At 72.6% G+C, this 18,494-nt stretch carries 11 protein-coding genes; 6 read left to right on the top strand and 5 right to left on the bottom strand.

Annotated elements, in window-relative coordinates:
* Window positions 1-183: 183 nt before the first annotated feature.
* Window positions 184-1,728, bottom strand: a complete 1,545-nt coding sequence (locus ACFYZS_RS02660) for an MFS transporter (protein WP_389005995.1) — start codon at window positions 1,726-1,728, stop codon at window positions 184-186.
* A gap of 148 nt (window positions 1,729-1,876) precedes the next feature.
* On the opposite strand from ACFYZS_RS02660, the gene ACFYZS_RS02655 reads away from it, so the two are divergent.
* On the top strand, window positions 1,877-2,899 hold the full coding sequence (locus ACFYZS_RS02655) for an Lrp/AsnC family transcriptional regulator (protein ID WP_389005993.1): 1,023 nt from the start codon (window positions 1,877-1,879) through the stop codon (window positions 2,897-2,899).
* A gap of 27 nt (window positions 2,900-2,926) precedes the next feature.
* Here ACFYZS_RS02655 and glgP read toward each other — a convergent pair whose 3' ends face one another.
* Together glgP and ACFYZS_RS02645 are read right to left on the bottom strand one after the other, a co-directional pair.
* Entirely contained in the window at window positions 2,927-5,581 is a 2,655-nt protein-coding gene (gene glgP / locus ACFYZS_RS02650; protein WP_389005991.1) for an alpha-glucan family phosphorylase, read from the bottom strand.
* 222 nt (window positions 5,582-5,803) lie between these two features.
* Window positions 5,804-8,551, bottom strand: a complete 2,748-nt coding sequence (locus tag ACFYZS_RS02645; protein ID WP_389005989.1) for a PKD domain-containing protein — start codon at window positions 8,549-8,551, stop codon at window positions 5,804-5,806.
* A 526-nt stretch (window positions 8,552-9,077) separates the two neighbouring features.
* On the opposite strand from ACFYZS_RS02645, the gene ACFYZS_RS02640 reads away from it, so the two are divergent.
* The 4 genes from ACFYZS_RS02640 to glgB all read left to right on the top strand — a co-directional run bounded on the left by ACFYZS_RS02640 (window position 9,078) and on the right by glgB (window position 16,647).
* The gene (locus ACFYZS_RS02640; protein ID WP_389005987.1) at window positions 9,078-11,072 is read left to right on the top strand and encodes a maltotransferase domain-containing protein; all 1,995 of its coding nucleotides are present in this window, start codon (window positions 9,078-9,080) and stop codon (window positions 11,070-11,072) included.
* The gene (treS, locus tag ACFYZS_RS02635; protein WP_389005985.1) at window positions 11,069-12,763 is read left to right on the top strand and encodes a maltose alpha-D-glucosyltransferase; all 1,695 of its coding nucleotides are present in this window, start codon (window positions 11,069-11,071) and stop codon (window positions 12,761-12,763) included. The genes ACFYZS_RS02640 and treS overlap by 4 nt, the downstream gene beginning before the upstream one ends.
* Before the next feature lie 153 nt (window positions 12,764-12,916).
* Window positions 12,917-14,362: a maltokinase gene (locus tag ACFYZS_RS02630; RefSeq protein WP_389005983.1), complete on the top strand. Its 1,446-nt coding sequence runs from the start codon at window positions 12,917-12,919 to the stop codon at window positions 14,360-14,362.
* Window positions 14,359-16,647: a 1,4-alpha-glucan branching enzyme gene (gene glgB, locus ACFYZS_RS02625; protein ID WP_389005981.1), complete on the top strand. Its 2,289-nt coding sequence runs from the start codon at window positions 14,359-14,361 to the stop codon at window positions 16,645-16,647. Before ACFYZS_RS02630 ends, glgB begins: the two co-directional genes overlap by 4 nt.
* On the opposite strand, the gene ACFYZS_RS02620 is transcribed toward glgB, so the two are convergent.
* Entirely contained in the window at window positions 16,637-16,984 is a 348-nt protein-coding gene (locus tag ACFYZS_RS02620; protein ID WP_389005979.1) for a thioredoxin family protein, read from the bottom strand. The two genes, glgB and ACFYZS_RS02620, sit on opposite strands and share 11 nt — an antisense overlap.
* Window positions 16,981-17,394 (bottom strand): MerR family transcriptional regulator, encoded by a 414-nt coding sequence (locus ACFYZS_RS02615; RefSeq protein WP_389005977.1) that lies wholly within the window; start codon window positions 17,392-17,394, stop codon window positions 16,981-16,983. Before ACFYZS_RS02615 ends, ACFYZS_RS02620 begins: the two co-directional genes overlap by 4 nt.
* Before the next feature lie 353 nt (window positions 17,395-17,747).
* On the opposite strand from ACFYZS_RS02615, the gene ACFYZS_RS02610 reads away from it, so the two are divergent.
* Window positions 17,748-18,440 carry a helix-turn-helix domain-containing protein gene (locus tag ACFYZS_RS02610; protein WP_389005975.1) on the top strand — a complete coding sequence of 231 codons (693 nt, stop codon included), beginning with the start codon at window positions 17,748-17,750 and terminating at the stop codon, window positions 18,438-18,440.
* The last annotated feature ends 54 nt before the right edge of the window (window positions 18,441-18,494 follow it).

Raw genomic sequence — 18,494 nt, 5'->3', positions numbered from 1 at the left:
GGCAGTCCGTTTCTGTGGGCACAGGGTGCCGCGCCGGTGGCACCCAGCGGGCAGAGGCGAGAGCGGTATTCCACGCCGAAGCACTGCGCCATGCGCAACACGTTCGAAGGTTCACCCTCCCGGCCCGACCACCTTCACCCGCACGGCCCCACCGGCCGCCCGCCGCCCGCCGCCCGCCGCCCGCTACACGGATGCGCGTTCGGATGCCGAGGCGCCCCCGGCGGCCGGAGCCGGAACGGCGGCCGCGGCCGCGGCCGGGGCGTGGGTCTGGGCTCCGGCCTTCGTACGGACCAGCACCAGCACCAGCAGCGCCCCCGCCAGCCCCATCAGCCCCGAGACCAGGAACGTGCCCCGCAGCCCGCTCGCGAAGGCCTCCTCGACCCAGACCCGCGCGGCCGGGCCCGCCGCCAGCAGCTGCCCCGCCCGCCCCGAGGCCAACGCCTCGGCCGTGCCGTGCCCTTGGCCGGAGCCGCTGAGCCCGTCCCGCAGCCCGGCCTGGAAGACCGCGCCGAGCACCGCGACGCCGAGCGCCATGCCCAGCTGCCGCGCGGTGTTCAGGGCCCCGCCGGCCATGCCGGCCCGGGCCGGGGCCACGGCCCCCATCGCCGCGGCAGCCAGTGCCGGGGTCGCCATGCCCACGCCGAGCCCGGTCACCACCAGCCCCGGGACCAGGGCCGACCAGCCGTCGCCCGCGTCCGTCATCCAGGCCTGGAGCAGCGCGCCCGCCCCGATCAGCAGCATCCCGCCGCCGATGGTCAGCCGCGCCGGAGCCCCGTGCAGCAGCCGCCCGGCCGCCGCGGAGACGGCGAACGAGGAGATGCTCAGCGGCACCAGCACCAGACCGGCGGAGACCGGCCCCATCCCCTGCGCGGACTGCAGCCACAGGGAGACGTACATCAGGTACGAGAACGCCGCGCCGGACAGCAGCAGCGCCCCGGCCATGACGCCGACGAAGGAGCGGCTGCGGAAGAGCGAGAGGTCCAGCATCGGGCGGGAACTGCGCAGCTCGACGAGGACGAACGCGGCGAAGGCGGCCGCGCCGAGGCCGAAGAGGCCGAGGGTGGCGGCGCCGGTCCAGCCGTTCTCGCCGACCCGGATCAGCGCGTACGTGACGGCCGCCGCGCCCGTGGTGAACGCTGCCATGCCGGGCAGGTCGAGGCCCTTGGCACGCGGATCGCGGGACTCGGCGACCGACCGGTACGTCACGTACACGGCCAGGGCGCAGACGGGGAGGTTGATGAAGAAGATCCAGCGCCAGCCGAAGTGCTGGGTGAGCAGCCCGCCGATGATCGGACCGGCCGCGGCGGCGGCGCCGTTGACCGCGCCCCACACGCCGAAGGCGATCCCCCGGTCGCGTCCCTGGTAGGCGCTGCTGAGCAGGGCCATGGTGGTGGCGAACATCGCGGCGCCGCCGATGCCCTGGACGGCGCGGAAGGCGATCAGGGCGGCCGGGCCGTCGGCCAGCCCGCAGGCGAGGGAGGCGGCGGCGAAGAGGCCGAGCCCGCCGAGGTAGACGCGGCGGCGGCCGATCCGGTCGGCGAGGGAGCCGGCGCCGAGCAGCAGGGCGGCGAGGGCCAGGGCGTAGCCGTCGACGACCCACTGGAGTCCGGAGAAGGAGGTGTGCATGTCGGCGGCCATGTCGGGCAGGGCGACCATCACGATCGTGACGTCGACCAGGAGCATGAACGCCCCGAGGCACACCGCGGTGAGCGGGAGCCATTTACGCATGGGAAAACTCCTCGGGACCCGGAGGCCCGGCAGGTGATCGGTTCGGGTTGGCGGTGGCTCCAAACTCCCATTCGGGCGGCCGATCCCCCACCCAGGCCCCTGCGGCTGCCGGATTTCATCCATGACGGCCCCTGTCATGATGGAAACCATGACGACGTCCGTACAGCTCGATGACCTCGACCGGGGTCTGATGCAGGCCCTGATGATCGACGGCCGGGCCGCCTTCAGCAAGATCGCCGAGGTCCTGGAGGTCTCCGACCAGACGGTGGTGCGCCGCTACCGCCGGCTGCGGACCTCGGGCCTGGTCCGGGTGATCGGGCTGCCGCTGGGCAACCGCGTCGGGCTCTTCGAATCCTGGCTGCGGGTGCAGTGCGCGCCGGACGCCGCGCTCGCGGTGGCCGAGGCGCTGGCCCGGCGGCCGGACATCTCCTGGGTGAAGCTCGGCTCCGGCGGCACCGAGATCAACTGCCTGACCAAGGCCCGGACCCGGCAGGACCGCGACGGCCTGCTGCTGGACAAGCTGCCGCGCACCCGCCGGGTGACCGGGGTCAGCGCCCACACCATCCTGCGGGTCTACATCGGCGGCCCGACGGGGTGGTGCGGCCTGGACGTGCTGCGGCCCGAGCAGATCGCGGCGCTGGGGCGGGCCCCGGCCAGGCCGCCCGTGGTGCACGGGCGGGAGCGGGAGCGGTACACCCTGGACGAGGCCGAGCACGCGCTGCTCGCGGTGCTGGCCCACGACGGCCGGGCCGGCTATCCGGAGCTGGCCCGGGCCTCCGGCCTGTCGGAGTCCACCGCGCGCCGGCGCCTGGACCGGCTGCGGGAGCTGCGGGCGCTCTACTTCGACCTGGAGCTCGTCCCCTCGACCCTGGGCTTCGAAGCGGAGGCGACGCTGCTGCTGACCGCGGCGCCGGCGCAGCTGGCGGAGGCGGGCGCCGCGCTGGCCGGCCATCCGGAGGTGCCGTTCGCGGCCGCGGTGACGGGCACGGCCAACCTGATGGCCGCGGTGGTGTGCCGGGACACCGACGAGCTGTACACGTACATGACCGAGCGGGTCGGCGCGGTGCCGGGCCTCCGGCACGTGGAGGTGATCCCGACCCTGCGCAACATCAAGCGGGCCGGGATGCTGGTGGAGGGCGGGCGGCTGGTGGATCCGCCGCCCGCCCCCTGAACCGCGCAGCCCCGAGGGCCCCGGCCGCTAGCGCAGGAGCACGCCGCCCCCCGCGCCCGCGTCACCGGTCGCGTCGGTCTCCACCGGGGCGGCGACCAGCCCCAGTTCGGCCGGCGTCGCCAGCATCGGGTGCGCGGGCAGGATCCGTACGGTGTAGCCGTAGGGCCCCGTACGGTCGAGGGCGAGCGGGCCCTCGTACATCCAGCGCCCCTCCAGGTCGGGCCCGGCGGTGGGCTTGAGCGGGAAGGACCGACCGTCGCGGATCACGTCCTGCGGGTCCACCCGCCCGGCGACGGCCTGCACCTCCACGTCCTCGGGCGTGAGCGCGTCCAGCGCGACCCGCACCCGCAGCGTGAGGGTGGCCCCGAGCTCGGCGGTGCCGTTCACCGGGGCCGCGGCCAGCGCCTCCACGTGCTCGACGACGACCCGCGGCCAGGCCGCCCGGACCCGGCCCTTCCACCAGGCCAGGTCCCGGGCCGCGTCGGCGCCCAGGGCCCGGTGGGCGCGCGCGGCCGGCGCGTACAGCCGCTCCACGTACTCCCGCACCATGCGGCCCGCGAGCACCTTGGGCCCCAGTGAGACGAGGGTGCGCCGGACCATCTCGATCCACCGCACCGGCAGTCCGCTGCGGCCGGCCCGGTCGTAGAACCGCGGCGCGACCCGGTCCTCGATCAACTCGTAGAGGGCGCCCGCCTCCAGGTCGTCGCGCCGGTCCTCGTCCGTCCCGAGCCCGTCGGCCGTCGGGATGGCCCAGCCGAAGTCCGGTTCGAACCATTCGTCCCACCAGCCGTCCAGCACGGACAGGTTGAGGCAGCCGTTGAGCGCCGCCTTCATCCCGCTGGTCCCGCAGGCCTCCAGCGGCCGCAGCGGGTTGTTCAGCCAGACGTCGCAGCCCGGGTAGAGCTTCTGCGCCATGGCCATGCCGTAGTCGGGCAGGAAGACGATCCGGTGGCGCACCCGCGGATCGTCGGAGAACCGCACCAGCTCCTGGACGAGCCGCTTGCCCCCGTCGTCGGCCGGGTGCGCCTTGCCCGCGACGACGATCTGCACGGGGCGGACCGGGTCCAGGAGCAGCGCGCGCAGCCGCTCGGGGTCGCGCAGCATCAGCGTGAGCCGCTTGTACGAGGGCACGCGCCGGGCGAACCCGATGGTGAGCACGTCCGGGTCGAGTACGGAGTCCACCCAGCCGAGTTCGGCCTCCGCCGCCCCGCGCTGGAGCCACGAGGCGCGCAGCCGGTCGCGCACCTCCTGTACGAGCTGCTCGCGCAGCACGCGCCGCAGGTCCCAGATGTCCTGGTCGGCGATGTCGGCGACCGCGTCCCAGCGCTGGGAGCCGCCCACCGACAGCGCGTCCTCGGTGCGGCCCGCGCCGATCTGGCGCACGCCCAGGCGGACCACCTCGGGGGCCACCCAGGTCGGGGCGTGCACACCGTTGGTCACGGAGGTGATCGGCACGTCCGCCGGGTCGAAGCCCGGCCACAGCCCGGCGAACATGCCGCGGCTGACCGCCCCGTGCAGGGTGGAGACCCCGTTGGCCCGCTGGGCCAGCCGCAGCCCCATCACCGCCATGTTGAAGACCCCGGGATCGCCGCCGGGATAGGACTCGGCGCCCAGTTCCAGGATCCGGTCGACCGGCAGGGCGGCCAGCTCCGCGCCGGGCCCGAAGTGCCGGGCGACCAGGGCCCGCTCGAAGCGGTCGATGCCGGCGGGCACCGGCGTGTGCGTCGTGAACACGGTCCCCGCGCGGACCGCCTCGACGGCGGCCTCGAAGCCGAGCCCCTGCTCCCCTTCCAGTTCCCTTATGCGTTCGAGCCCGAGGAATCCGGCGTGTCCCTCGTTCGTGTGGAACACCTCGGGGTCGGGATGCCCGGTGATCCGGCAGTACGCGCGCACCGCGCGCACGCCTCCGATGCCGAGCAGCATCTCCTGGAGGAGGCGGTGGTCGCTGCCGCCGCCGTAGAGCCGGTCGGTCACCTCGCGGGCGCCGGAGTCGTTGTCCTCGACGTCGGAGTCGAGGAGCAGCAGCGGCACGCGGCCGACGCGGGCCTGCCAGATGTGCGCGTGCAGGGCCCGGCCGCCCGGCAGGCTCAGGGTCACCCGGGCCGGTGCCCCCTCGCCGTCGCGCAGGAGGGAGACGGGGAGCTCGTTGGGGTCGAGGACGGGATAGTGCTCCTGCTGCCAGCCGTCGCGGGAGAGCGACTGGCGGAAGTAGCCGTGCCGGTAGAGCAGTCCCACTCCGATGAGGGGGACGCCGAGGTCGCTGGCGGCCTTGAGGTGGTCCCCGGCGAGGATGCCGAGGCCGCCGGAGTACTGCGGCAGGGCGGCGGTGATCCCGAACTCGGGGGAGAAGTAGGCGATCCCGGCGGGCAGCTCGGCATGGTCCTCGTGGCTCTGGTACCACCTCCCGCCGTGGACGTAGTCGTCGAGGTCTGCGGCGACGACGGCGAGCCGGCGCAGGAACCGCCGGTCGCCGGCCAGTTCCTCGAGCCGGGCCGCGGAGACCGCGCCGAGCAGCCGGACGGGATCGCCGCCGGCGGCCTGCCAGCCCTCGGGGTCGACGGATTGGAAGAGTTCACGGGTCTCGGCATGCCAGGACCAGCGCAGATTGCGCGCGAGATCGGCAAGCGGAAGCAATGGTTCCGGGAGGACGGGGCGCACGGTGAATCGACGGATAGCCTTCACACGTTCTACCTTCGCAGGCGATTGCGGATCGAAGCGGCCGCACCACGCTGTGCGTCCGCGCATCACCCCGGGAAGGCTAGCTTCACCGGGGCCCCGCCTGCCACGGTGCCTCGGGCGCCGGACTCCGCCCCGGACCGCGCCCCGACGCCGCCCCGAACGCCGCCGCCCCGGGCGCCGCGTGCGGTGCACGGGCGGCCGGGGCGGCAGGGGTGGCGGGGCGGGTCAGCCCTGCGTGAACCAGCCGAGCAGGTCGGTGATCACGTGGGTGCTGCCGCCGTAGCTGTTCCAGACGGACACGCGGCCGCCGTCGCCGACCGGGGTGGTGACGTGGTTGGGGACGGTGTCGCCGGGGCGGGTGTTGAGGCTGCTGGCGCCCGGGCGGGTGGTGCCGTACGCGTACGCGGTGAGGAAGCCGGGTCCGGTGGACTCGGTCGCGGTGACGTTGAGCGCCGCGCCGACGGCGCCGGCGGGCAGGCCGGTGACGGTGGCGGTGTCGCCGGGGGCGAGCTTGCCGGTGGTGCGGGTGTCGGCGAGGCGGCGCGGGACGGTGGGGGTGAACAGGGCCTTGCCGTCCTTGCCGTACCAGCCGACGGCGTCGAGGACCAGGTGGGTGGAGCCGGTGTTGGTGTAGAGCGTGATGGTGCCGTCGGGGCCGACGGGGACGATGGCCTGGTTCGACTTGTCCTTGCCGGGTTCCAGGTTGAGGTTCGAGGTCGCGGGCCGCTTCGCCGGGTCCGGGTAGGCGATGACGTGGGCGTTCTCGGTGGAGCCGGTGCCGGTCAGGTTGAACGCGACGGCCGTGGCGTCGGCCGGGATGCCGTTCACGCCGGCGACCTTCACCGTACGGGTCTGCCCGCCGCCCAGGGCGCCGCCCGCGGTGCGGGTGTCGGCGACGCGGGTCGGGGCGATGGGGCTGAACCGCTGGCCGATGCCGGGCTGGTAGTAGCCGACGAAGTCCACGATGAGCGCGGCCTTGCCGGAGTTGAGCTGGGCGGAGATCTTGCCGTCGGCGCCTACGGGCACGGTGACGGTGTTGGAGGAGGTGCCGCCCGCCTTGACGTTGACGTTCGAGGTGGCCGGGCGCGGCTGGCCGGAGGGCCACACGCTGAGGTGGGTGTCCTCGGTGGCGCCGGTGACGGTCACGTTGAGGACGGCCGCGGCCATGCTGCCGGAGAGGACGTGGTCCGGCACGCTGATCCCGACCGGCAGGGTGACCGCGGTGGGGCTCCCGCCCCAGAGGACGGTGCCGTTGGCACGCGTGTCCAGCAGCCGGAACGGCGCCGTGGCGACGTAGCCGGACGGCGCGTAGTCGACCTTCACGCTCCGCGCGGCCGTGGACGTGGCCCCCTTCGTGTCGCGGACCGTCACCGTGACCTTGTACTCACCGGGCCGGGCGTAGGTGTGACCCGTGCCGGACAGACCGGTCTGGTGCGAGGTGGCACCGTCACCGAAGTCGAAGTCCACGCTCTCCACCGGCCAGGGCGTGGCGGAGGCCCCGATCTTGACGTCCACGCTCAGCGGAGGGGTGTGGCCGATCGGGTTGTCCGAGGTCGGCAGAACCGGATCCACGGCGAGGGCAGCGGTGAGCGGCCCGGCCGCGGTCACGTTCGTCGACTTCGCGTCGGACACCGTCTCCCCGGCGTCGGAGACGGCCGTCACCTTGACCGCGCACCACGCACAGGGCGCGCTGTAGACGTGCTCGGCCGTGGTCGCCCTGGTCACGGTGGGGGCCGTGCCGTCGCCGAAGTCGTAGTGGAACGTCAGCGCGCCCGGCCACCGGTTGTCCGGGGCGGCCGTCGCCTTCACCGTGGTGCCCACCGGCGCCCAGTACGGGTCGAGGTCCAGCCGGACGCCCTTCAGGTTGTCCTGGGTCTCGCGGGCTCCGCGGTCCAGGTACCCGCCGTCCTTGCCGGTGTTCGGGACGCGGGGGTCGTCGGCGGTGGGCTTCCCGTAGATGTCGGTGGGCAGGACGCCCGGAGCCGTCGCGTCGGCGGAGTCGATGGTGGGCGAGCCGTCCATCGCACCGACCTTGTAGCCGTCGGGCGCCAGGATGTCGTGTGCGCCCTGGCCGGTGGCGGCCTGGAAGGCCGCCGGGCTCGGGTAGGCCTTGCCGGCCCAGGTGTACGGGTTCACCGCCGGCGTTCCGTGACCGCTCAACACGTTGTAGTCCACGCGCGTGCCCTGGGCCGCGCTCTGCGACACGTCGACGCCGCCCCGCGGAGCCGCCGACCCGCAGCCGCGGTGGGTGGACTCGCTGAAGATCACATTGTTGAACAGTGCGGAGCCGGTCGAGGCGCCGCCGAACGACACGGTCGTCCCGCAGAGGGCGGAGAAGTCGTTGTTGGTGATGACCGTGCCGGGCGCGTCCACCACCGCCACGTTGCTCGAACCCAGGGTTCCGTTGAGCTCGTTGCGGCTGAGGACGGTACCCCGCGCGCCGCCCTCGACCCGGACCCCCCACACCGAGCCGCGGGTGAAGCGCACGTCCGCGCTCCCTTCCCCGATGACGAGGCCGTCGAGCTCACCCCCGCCGCTCTGGATCCGGTCCAGCTCGACGTCGGTGGACCGCGAGACGCGGATGCCGTCGGCGATGTACATCCCGCGCACCACCACGTGGCCCGCACCGGTGAGGGTCAGGCCCTTGCCGAGATCCACCCGGCTGTAGCCGTCCGCGGCGCCGGACACGAAGGCGATCGGCTTGCCCGGCTCGCCGGAGCGGTCGACGGTGACGGCCTCGTCGTACGGCTGACCCGGTTCGATCCGCACCGTCTGGCCCGGGCGCACGATCGCGGCCGCCGCGGAGATCGTGCAGAACGGGGCCGCCTGTGCGCCGGACGCCGTGTCCGAGCAGTTGGCGTCGGACTTGTCGACGTAGAGCGTGGCCGGCGCATCGGCGGCCGCGGCGGCCGGTACACCGAGAAGGGTGACGAGCCCCGCGGTGAGCAGGACCACCGTACGAGTGGGACGCAACAGAAACGATCCTTCAGAAAAAGTGAAGTGGATTCAGGACATTCCGGCAGCCGGAAGCGCACGCGGAACCCACTGAGACGGCCCTCATGATCCCCCCTCCGGGCCGCGCTGTCACTCCGGATATTCCGCCCTCACCACCCCAAATCTCCAGTCACCGAAGGGGTCCGTGGTGCCACTGTGACAGCCGTGTCAGGACGTACATCCGTTAGTCCCAACCGACTTGACTGAGCCTCGGCAGATGTCGGCCAAGGCCTTGGTCCGGGCCGCGCGACTACGTACGAGTAGTTAACCGGGGGACCTGATTGAGCGGGGTGAGAGTGGGCAGGGCTCCCCGCGTACACGCACGGCACCCCGCCCCACCACCTCTCCCGCCACCCGAGTGAACGCGGACAGGAGCGGCCATGCCCGCAGCCCAGCCGTCTTCCGAGCGGCTAGAAACAGAGCGAACAGAGCGTGCACGACCAGCCGGTGCTCCGGCTGGGCTGTTGTCACCGAGCCCTGCGAACTGCCCCCAGGTGATCCCATCATGATCGGTCGCATTCCCGTGCTGGACGTCCGCCCCGCCGTCGACTGCGGGGCCAGACCCGCCAAGGCGGTCGTGGAAGAGGTCTTCGAGATCTCCGCCACCGTGTTCCGCGAGGGCCACGACGCCGTCGCCGCCCATGTCGTGCTCCGCGACCCCACCGGGCGGCTGCGGCCCCCCGTGCCGATGCGCGAGCTGGCGCCCGGCACCGACCGGTGGGGCGCCCGGGTCTCCGCCGAGGCCGAGGGGAGGTGGACGTACACCGTCGAGGCGTGGAGCGACCCGGTCGGCACCTGGCAGGCCCACGCCGCCATCAAGATCCCCGCCGGCATCGACCCCGGGCTCACCCTGCTCGAAGGCGCCGAGCTCTACGAGCGGGCCGGCTCCCGCATCCCGAAGAAGGACGGCCGCGAGCACGTCCTGGCCGCCGCCGAGGCCATGCGCGACGAGGACCGCCCCGTGGAGCTGCGGTACTCCGCCGCCCTCGCGGCCCCGGTCCGGGCCGCCCTCGCCCGGCGCCCCTACCGGGAGCTGGTCACCGCCTCCAAGGCCCTGCCGCTGGTCGTGGAGCGCAAGCGGGCCCTCTTCGGCTCCTGGTACGAGATGTTCCCGCGCTCCGAGGGCGCCGTCGTCGAGCCCGGCGAGGAGCCCGTGAGCGGAACCCTGCGCACGGCCGCGGAGCGGCTGCCGGCCATCGCCGCGATGGGCTTCGACGTGGTGTACCTGCCACCGATCCACCCCATTGGGAGTACGTACCGCAAGGGACCGAACAACACCCTTTCGGCTGGAAGTTGGGACCCCGGGGTGCCGTGGGCCATCGGCTCCACCGAAGGCGGCCACGACGCCGTCCACCCCGACCTCGGCACGATCGAGGACTTCGACGCCTTCGTCGCCCGCGCCCGCGAGCTGCGCATGGAGATCGCGCTCGACTTCGCGCTCCAGTGCTCCCCGGACCACCCCTGGGTGGAGAAGCACCCCGAGTGGTTCCGCCACCGGGCCGACGGCACGATCGCGTACGCCGAGAACCCGCCGAAGAAGTACCAGGACATCTACCCGATCCACTTCGACACCGACATGGCCGGGATCGTCGAGGAGACGGTCCGCATCCTGCGGTACTGGATGGAGCACGGGGTCCGGATCTTCCGGGTGGACAATCCGCACACCAAGCCGGTCGTCTTCTGGCAGAAGGTGATCGCGGACATCAACAAGTCCGATCCCGACGTGATCTTCCTGGCGGAGGCCTTCACCAGGCCCGCCATGATGCGCACGCTCGCCGCCGTCGGCTTCCAGCAGTCGTACACGTACTTCACCTGGCGCAACACCAAGGCGGAGCTGACCGAGTACCTGACCGAGCTCGCGGACACCCGCTCCGCCTCCGTCATGCGGCCGAACTTCTTCGTCAACACGCCCGACATCCTCCACGAGTACCTCCAGCAGGGCGGCCGCCCGGCCTTCGAGGTGCGCGCGGTGCTCGCCGCCACCCTCTCCCCCACCTGGGGCGTCTACGCCGGGTACGAGCTGTGCGAGAACACCCCGGTCCGCGAGGGCAGCGAGGAGTACCTGAACTCCGAGAAGTACGAGTTCCGGCCACGCGACTGGGCGGCCGCGGACCGCGAGGGCCGCACGATCGCCCCGCTGATCACCTCGCTGAACCGGCTGCGCCGGCGCAACCCTGCGCTCCAGCAGCTGCGCGACATCCACTTCCACACGACCGACAACGACCAGGTGATCGCCTATTCGAAGCACGCGGGCGCCAATTCCGTACTGGTGGTCGTCAACCTCGATCCGCACCACACCCAGGAGGCGACGGTCTCGTTGGACATGCCGGTACTCGGCCTCGACTGGCACGGGTCCCTCGCGGTGCGCGACGAGCTCACCGGCGAGACCTACCACTGGGGCAGGGCCAACTACGTACGCCTGGAGCCGGGCCGAACGCCCGCGCACGTACTCGCGGCTCTGCGACCGTCCCCGCCCACCGGAGGGTCACCCACCACATGATGATCAACGATCCCGTCCACGACACGTTCGAGGACACCCCAGCGAAGGACCGCGACCCCGACTGGTTCAAGCGGGCGGTCTTCTACGAGGTGCTCGTACGGTCCTTCCACGACAGCAACGGCGACGGCGTAGGGGATCTGAAGGGGCTCACCGCCAAGCTCGACTACCTGCAGTGGCTGGGCGTCGACTGCCTCTGGCTGCCGCCGTTCTTCGCCTCGCCGCTCCGTGACGGCGGCTACGACGTCGCCGACTACACGTCCGTGCTGCCCGAGTTCGGCGACCTCGCCGACTTCGTGGAGTTCGTGGATGCCGCGCACCACCGCGGCATGCGGGTGATCATCGACTTCGTCATGAACCACACGAGCGACCAGCACGAGTGGTTCCAGCAGTCCCGCAAGGACCCGGACGGTCCGTACGGCGACTACTACATGTGGGCCGACAACGACAAGCAGTACCAGGACGCCCGCATCATCTTCATCGACACCGAGACCTCCAACTGGACGTACGACCCGGTACGCAAGCAGTACTACTGGCACCGCTTCTTCTCGCACCAGCCGGACCTCAACTACGAGAACCCGGCCGTCGTGGAGGAGATCGTCTCGGCGCTGCGCTTCTGGCTCGACCTCGGCATCGACGGCTTCCGGCTCGACGCCGTGCCCTACCTCTACGCGGAGGAGGGCACCAACTGCGAGAACCTGCCGCGCACCCACCAGCTCCTCAAGCGGGTCCGCGCCGAGATCGACGCGCACTACCCCGACACCGTGCTGCTCGCCGAGGCCAACCAGTGGCCCGAGGACGTCGTCGACTACTTCGGCGACTTCGCGAAGGGCGGGGACGAATGCCACATGGCCTTCCACTTCCCCGTCATGCCGCGCATCTTCATGGCCGTACGAAGAGAGTCGCGCTACCCCGTCTCCGAAATCCTGGCCAAGACCCCGGCGATCCCGGACCGCTGCCAGTGGGGCATCTTCCTGCGCAACCACGACGAGCTCACCCTCGAAATGGTCACCGACGAAGAGCGCGACTACATGTACGCCGAGTACGCCAAGGACCCGCGGATGCGGGCCAACATCGGCATCCGGCGCCGGCTCGCCCCGCTCCTCGACAACGACCGCAACCAGATGGAGCTGTTCACCGCCCTGCTGCTGTCGCTGCCCGGCTCGCCGGTGCTCTACTACGGCGACGAGATCGGCATGGGCGACAACATCTGGCTCGGCGACCGCGACGGGGTGCGCACCCCGATGCAGTGGACCCCGGACCGCAACGCCGGTTTCTCCTCCTGCGATCCGGGCAGGCTGAACCTGCCGGTCATCATGGACCCGGTCCACGGGTACCAGGTCACCAATGTCGAAGCGGCGATGGCATCGCCCTCCTCACTACTGCACTGGACCCGCAGGCTCATCGAGGTCCGCAAGGCGAACCCGGCCTTCGGCCTCGGCTCGTACACCGAACTGCCCTCGTCCAACCCGGCGGTACTGGCCTTCCTGCGCGAGTACGGGGACGACCTGGTGCTGTGCGTGCACAACTTCTCGCGCTTCGCGCAGCCCACCGAACTGGACCTGCGGTCGTTCAACGGGCGGGTCCCCGTGGAGCTCACGGGGGACGTGCGCTTCCCGCCGATCGGCGAATGGCCGTACCTGCTCACGCTCGCGGGGCACGGCTTCTACTGGTTCCGCCTGCGCAACGAGTAGCCGCCGAGTACGGGGTGGGCGCGCGAATGGGTCAATCGCCCGCCCCTGTACGGATCATCCTGACCCGACACTCGTACACCACCGGAGAAGCAACTGACGCGATCCGGGACACTCTCCGCATTCTGTGACGGCCCGGGGAAAGGACGCGACGCCATGTCGGAGGCTGCATCCGCCGGGACGACGAGCACGACCGGACTCAGTCCGCTGGAGCCGATGCTCCGGGACTGGCTGCCGCTCCAGCGCTGGTTCGCCGGCAAGGGCCGGCGCATCGGCCGGCTCCGGATGATCTCGGCGGCCGATCTGCTGCCGCCGGGCTCCTCCCCCCGGCTCGTCCACCTGCTCCTCGACGTCGACGGCGACTGCTACCAGCTGCTGCTCGGCGTGCGCCCCGCCCTGCCGCCGGCGCTGGCGCCCGCGCTGATCGGGCGGGCCGAGGAGGGCCCGTACGCCGGCCAGTGCGTGTACGAGGGGCTGGGCGACCCGCGGCTGGCGGCGCTGCTGCTGGAACGGTTGCGCGCTCCCGGCACCCTCGGCCCGCTGCGCTTCGACCGCGACCCGATGGCGCTCATCCCGGCGGCGCTCACCCCCCGGCCGCTGTCCGGAGAACAGACCAACTCCTCGCTGATCTACGGGGATTCGTACATCCTGAAGGTGTTCCGCCGGGTCGGCCCCGGGGTCAATCCCGACCTGGAGCTGCCGAGGGCGCTGGCTGCCGCCGGGTGCGCGCGCGTCCCCGCGCCGGTCGCCTGGTACGAGGCCGCGCTGCCCGGTGGAGAACCGTTGACCCTGGGCGTCCTCCAGCCCTACCTGCGCGGCTCCGACGACGGCTGGCAACTCGCCCTGGGCCGGCTGCGCGCCGGGGCCGACTTCACCGCCGAGGCGCACGCGCTGGGCCGGGCCACCGCCGAGGTGCACAGCGCGCTCGCCGACGCGCTGCCCACCCTCGCGCTGGGCCCGGAGCAGACCGCCCGGCTCGCCTCCGGGATGACGGCCCGGCTGGCGGCCACCGCCCGGGAGGTGAGCGCGCTGCGGCCGTACGAGGCGGGGCTGCGCGGGGCGTTCGACGCGCTGGCCGCGTCCCGCGGGGCCGGGGTGCCCGCCCAGCGGATCCACGGGGACCTGCACCTGGGCCAGACCCTGCGCACCGCCGACGGCAGCTGGGCGCTGATCGACTTCGAGGGCGAGCCGGCCCGGCCACTGGCCGACCGCCGCCGCCCCGAACCCGCCGTCCGCGACATCGCCGGGATACTGCGCTCGTTCGACTACGCCGCCCGCTCCCACCGCCCGTTCGCGCCCGCGTGGGCGGACGCCTGCCGGGCCGCGTTCTGCGAGGGCTACGCCCGCACCACCGGCCGGGACCCGCGCGAGGACCCGGTCCTGCTGCGCGCGTACGAGACCGACAAGGCGGTGTACGAGGCGCGCTACGAGTCCCGGCACCGCCCCGACTGGCTGCACGTCCCGATGGCGGCCATCCGGCGGCTGGCCGCCGGCACGGACCGGGGGTTCGGCCGGACGCAGCCGGGCGCCGCCCCCGGCGAAGGCTTCTCCTCCCTCTCCCCCCACCCCCGCCCGCAGCCGCCTAGGAGGCCGCACACGTGAGCCCCGCCCGTCAGTCACCTTCGACCACCCCGCCGCCCCCGCCCCCGGCTCCGGCCGCGGCGGCGCCGCGCAAAGCCCAGGCACCGCGTGCCCGGCGGGCTCCCGCGCACGGGGTGCGGCCGGCGCCCGCGCTCGGGGCCGCGGACCGGGCCCGGCTGCTGGAGGGCCGCCACCACGACCCGCACGGGGTGCTGGGCGCCCGGGCCCAGCGGGGCGGGGTGGCCTTCCGCGTGCTGCGCCCGTACGCCAAGGCGGTCACGATCGTCGCGAAGGGGCTGCGGACCCAGCTCCACGACGACGGCGACGGGCTGTTCTCGGGGCTGCTGCCGCTGGCGGAAGTGCCGGACTACCGGCTGCTGGTCGCGTACGACGAGGACGAGATCGAGGTGCACGACCCGTACCGGTTCCTGCCGGCCCTCGGCGAGCTGGACCTGCACCTGATCGGCGAGGGCCGGCACGAGCAGCTGTGGACGGCCCTCGGCGCCGAGCCGATGGAGCACCAGGGCGTGGCCGGCACCCGGTTCACGGTGTGGGCGCCGAACGCCCAGGGGGTGCGGGTCACCGGGGACTTCTCGTACTGGGACTCGGTCGCGTACCCGATGCGCTCGCTGGGCTCCTCCGGGGTGTGGGAGCTGTTCCTGCCCGGGGTCGGCGAGGGGGCCCTGTACAAGTACGACATCACGCGGCCGGACGGCAGCCATACGCTGCGCGCCGACCCGATGGCCCGCGCCGCGGAGGTCCCGCCGGCCACCGCCTCGGTGGTGACCGCGTCCCACTACGAGTGGCAGGACGCGCAGTGGATGGCGCGGCGCGGGGCCCGCCCGCCGCACCAGGCCCCCTTCTCGGTGTACGAGCTGCACCTGGCCTCCTGGCGGCCGGGGCTCTCCTACCGGCAGCTGGCCGAGCAGCTGCCCCCGTACGTCAAGGAGCTGGGCTTCACGCACGTGGAGCTGATGCCGGTGGCGGAGCACCCCTTCGGCGGCTCGTGGGGCTACCAGGTCACCGGGTACTACGCGCCGACCTCGCGGATGGGCGGCCCGGACGACTTCCGGATGCTGGTGGACGCGCTGCACCGGGCCGGGATCGGGGTGATCGTCGACTGGGTGCCGGCGCACTTCCCGCGCGACGAGTGGGCGCTCGCGGAGTTCGACGGGCGGCCGCTGTACGAGCACCACGACCCGCGCCGGGCCGCGCACCCGGACTGGGGGACGCTGGAGTTCGACTACGGCCGCAAGGAGGTCCGCAACTTCCTCGTCGCGAACGCCGTGTACTGGTGCCAGGAGTTCCACGTGGACGGGCTGCGGGTGGACGCGGTCGCCTCGATGCTCTACCTGGACTACTCGCGCGCCGAGGGCGAGTGGGCGCCGAACGAGCACGGCGGCCGGGAGAACCTGGACGCGGTGGCGCTGCTCCAGGAGATGAACGCGACGGTGTACCGGCGCTGTCCGGGCGTGGTGACGATCGCGGAGGAGTCCACGGCCTGGGAGGGCGTGACCCGGCCGACGGACGGGGGCGGGCTCGGCTTCGGGCTGAAGTGGAACATGGGCTGGATGCACGACACCCTGCGCTACGCGTCGAAGGACTCGGTGCACCGCAAGTACCACCACCACGACATGACGTTCGGGATGGTCTACGCGTACAGCGAGAACTACGTGCTGCCGATCTCGCACGACGAGGTGGTGCACGGCAAGGGCTCGCTGGTGTCGAAGATGCCCGGGGACTGGTGGCAGCAGCGGGCCATACACCGTGCGTACCTGGGCTTCATGTGGGCCCACCCGGGCAAGCAACTGCTGTTCATGGGGCAGGAGTTCGCCCAGGGCTCGGAGTGGTCGGAGACCTACGGGCCGGACTGGTGGCTGCTGGACTCCTCCTATCCGGCGGCCGCCGACCACCGGGGGGTGCGCGATCTGGTGCGCGACCTGAACCGCACCTACACGGCGGCGCCCGCGCTGTGGGAGCGGGACTCCGTGCCGGAGGGCTTCGCGTGGGTGGACGCGGACGCGGCGGAGGACAACGTCTTCGCGTTCCTGCGGTACGCCCAGGACGGCTCGCAGCTGCTGTGCGTGTCGAACTTCTCGCCGGTGGTGCGGCACGGCTACCGGATCGGCGTCCCGGAGGAGGTGCCGTGGTGGCGGGAGGTCCTGAACACGGACCTGGAGCAGTACGGCGGCAGCGGCGTGCGCCATCTGCAGCCGCTGCGGCCCGAGCCCGTGCCCGCGCAGGGCCGGCCGGTGAGCCTGCGCATGACGCTCCCGCCGCTGTCGACGGTCTGGCTCAGGCCGTGACGGCGGTGACCTCGGCCAGCTCCTGAAGGAGCCTGCGCTTGGCGCGGGCCCCGACCATCTGCTTCACGGGCTCGCCGCCCTGGAAGACGAGCAGGGTCGGCATGGACAGCACCCCGTACCGGACGACGGTGGCGGGGTTGCGGTCCGCGTCGATCTGCACGACCTTGAGGTGCTCGGCCTCCTCGGCGGCGACGGCGGAGAGCACCGGCGCGAGCTGCCGGCACGGGCCGCACCAGTCGGCGGTGAACTCCACGAGGACGGGCCGCCCCCGCTCGGCGAGCACCTCCGCCTCGAAGTCCGCGTCGGTCACTTCGGCAACACCCTGGGCGTGGATCATGTGGTTCCCCTCTCCTGCGGTCCGGTCATTTCACAGCGCGGCGACGCCGCCTCCCCGGCGGCTTCCTCGGCGGCGGCGAGCTGCCGCGCGACCTGCTCCCGTACGTCGGCCAGCTGGCCGATCAGCCCGTCGAGCTCGGCGAGCTTGCGCCGGTAGACGGCCAGGGACGCGGGACAGGAGTCCCCGGCCGGATGGCCGGCGCGCAGGCAGTCGACGAACGGACGGGTCTCCTCCAGCTCGAAGCCGAAGTCCTGGAGCATGCGGATCTGGCGCAGCAGCCGCAGGTCGTCCTCGTCGTAGGTGCGGTAGCCGTTGCCGGTGCGGCGCGCGGGCAGCAGGCCGCGCGACTCGTAGTACCGCAGGGTCCGCGTGCTGGTCCCGGCCCGCTCCGCCAGTTCGCCGATTCGCATGGCCCGACCGTAGTCCTTGACGCCGACGTCAAGGCAAGGAGCGGATCCGGGGTGGGGAGGGGGCGGGGTGAGGGCGGGGCCCTCGCCACCCCCGTAGGCGAGGGCCCCCGACATGGATCACGCACGGGGCGGGAGGCCGGTTCAGGAGGGGGTGCGGAAGATCGGTGAACATCGTGCGCAGGGCTTTCGCGCGGTCGGCCGGAACCGTACGCTGGCAAATGGATCTAGTACCGTTCCGATTACCGGACAGTCGCCGGGAAACTCGCCCAAAGCCTTGAACTCCATAGGACGTTCCTACGAGTTCTGGGCTTGTTTGAACGGTCTGTAGTCGCCACCCCTTGGGCACTCCTACGGTGTGCCCTGTGCACTCCAGCCCTCCCTTCAATGCCCCCGCCGCGCGTCGCCTCCGCGCAGCCCTGGGCATGGCTCCCGGTCATGTCGCCTATGGCCTGCGTGCCCAGTACGGACTGATCGTCGAGCCCGAGACCGTGATGGCCTGGGAGCGCGGTGAGATATCGCCGAGTTCCGCCGAGCTCACGGCGCTGGCCGGCGTCCTGTGGTGCGCCCCCGGCGAGCTGCTCGCCGAGCCGGTGACCCTGCGGGAGCACCGGATGGCCCGCGGCATGGCCGCCGACGAGCTGGCCCGGCGGATCGGGCTGGAGACGGCCGCCTACCAGAAGATGGAGGACACCGGGCGCTGGAAGGGCAACGAACGGCAGTCCGTGGCCCTGGCGCAGGTGCTCGGGCTGTCGCTGGCCCAGTTCGTGGCGGCGACGGGCAAGCAGGACGAGCTCGCCGAGCTCCTGCGCAATGCGGTGACCACGCGCTGGCAGGCGTACGTGAAGCCGCTGGCCAAGCTGCTGCCGGTGCCGAAGCAGCACCTGGAGCCGGTCCTGGAGCGGCTGCACGGGGACTACCAGTCGAAGATGGTGGCCACCTTGAGCTGGGGCGGCGCCTCGGGCGAGGCCGGCACGGGCGACGCGGGCCGCCAGTTCCTGGCCGACATCGTGGCCCACTTCTGGTCCTACGCCTCCGGCCCGCGCTAGGGGGTGTCCGCAAAGTGGCGCCGGGCGCCTTGAGCGCCGCGTGCGCGAACGGCC

This window comes from Streptomyces sp. NPDC001903 (genome assembly GCF_042891345.1).
In the GTDB taxonomy this organism is placed as follows: Bacteria; Actinomycetota; Actinomycetes; order Streptomycetales; family Streptomycetaceae; genus Streptomyces.
This window is presented reverse-complemented; position numbering and strand designations above follow the sequence as displayed.

Bases quoted from the DNA above. Each gene is read 5' to 3' on its own strand.
- ACFYZS_RS02660 (WP_389005995.1), bottom strand. From the start codon at position 1,728: ATGCGTAAATGGCTCCCGCTCACCGCGGTGTGCCTCGGGGCGTTCATG.
- ACFYZS_RS02655 (WP_389005993.1), top strand. From the start codon at position 1,877: ATGACGACGTCCGTACAGCTCGATGACCTCGACCGGGGTCTGATGCAG.
- ACFYZS_RS02640 (WP_389005987.1), top strand. From the start codon at position 9,078: ATGATCGGTCGCATTCCCGTGCTGGACGTCCGCCCCGCCGTCGACTGC.
- treS (WP_389005985.1), top strand. From the start codon at position 11,069: ATGATGATCAACGATCCCGTCCACGACACGTTCGAGGACACCCCAGCG.
- ACFYZS_RS02630 (WP_389005983.1), top strand. From the start codon at position 12,917: ATGTCGGAGGCTGCATCCGCCGGGACGACGAGCACGACCGGACTCAGT.
- ACFYZS_RS02620 (WP_389005979.1), bottom strand. From the start codon at position 16,984: ATGATCCACGCCCAGGGTGTTGCCGAAGTGACCGACGCGGACTTCGAG.
- ACFYZS_RS02615 (WP_389005977.1), bottom strand. From the start codon at position 17,394: ATGCGAATCGGCGAACTGGCGGAGCGGGCCGGGACCAGCACGCGGACC.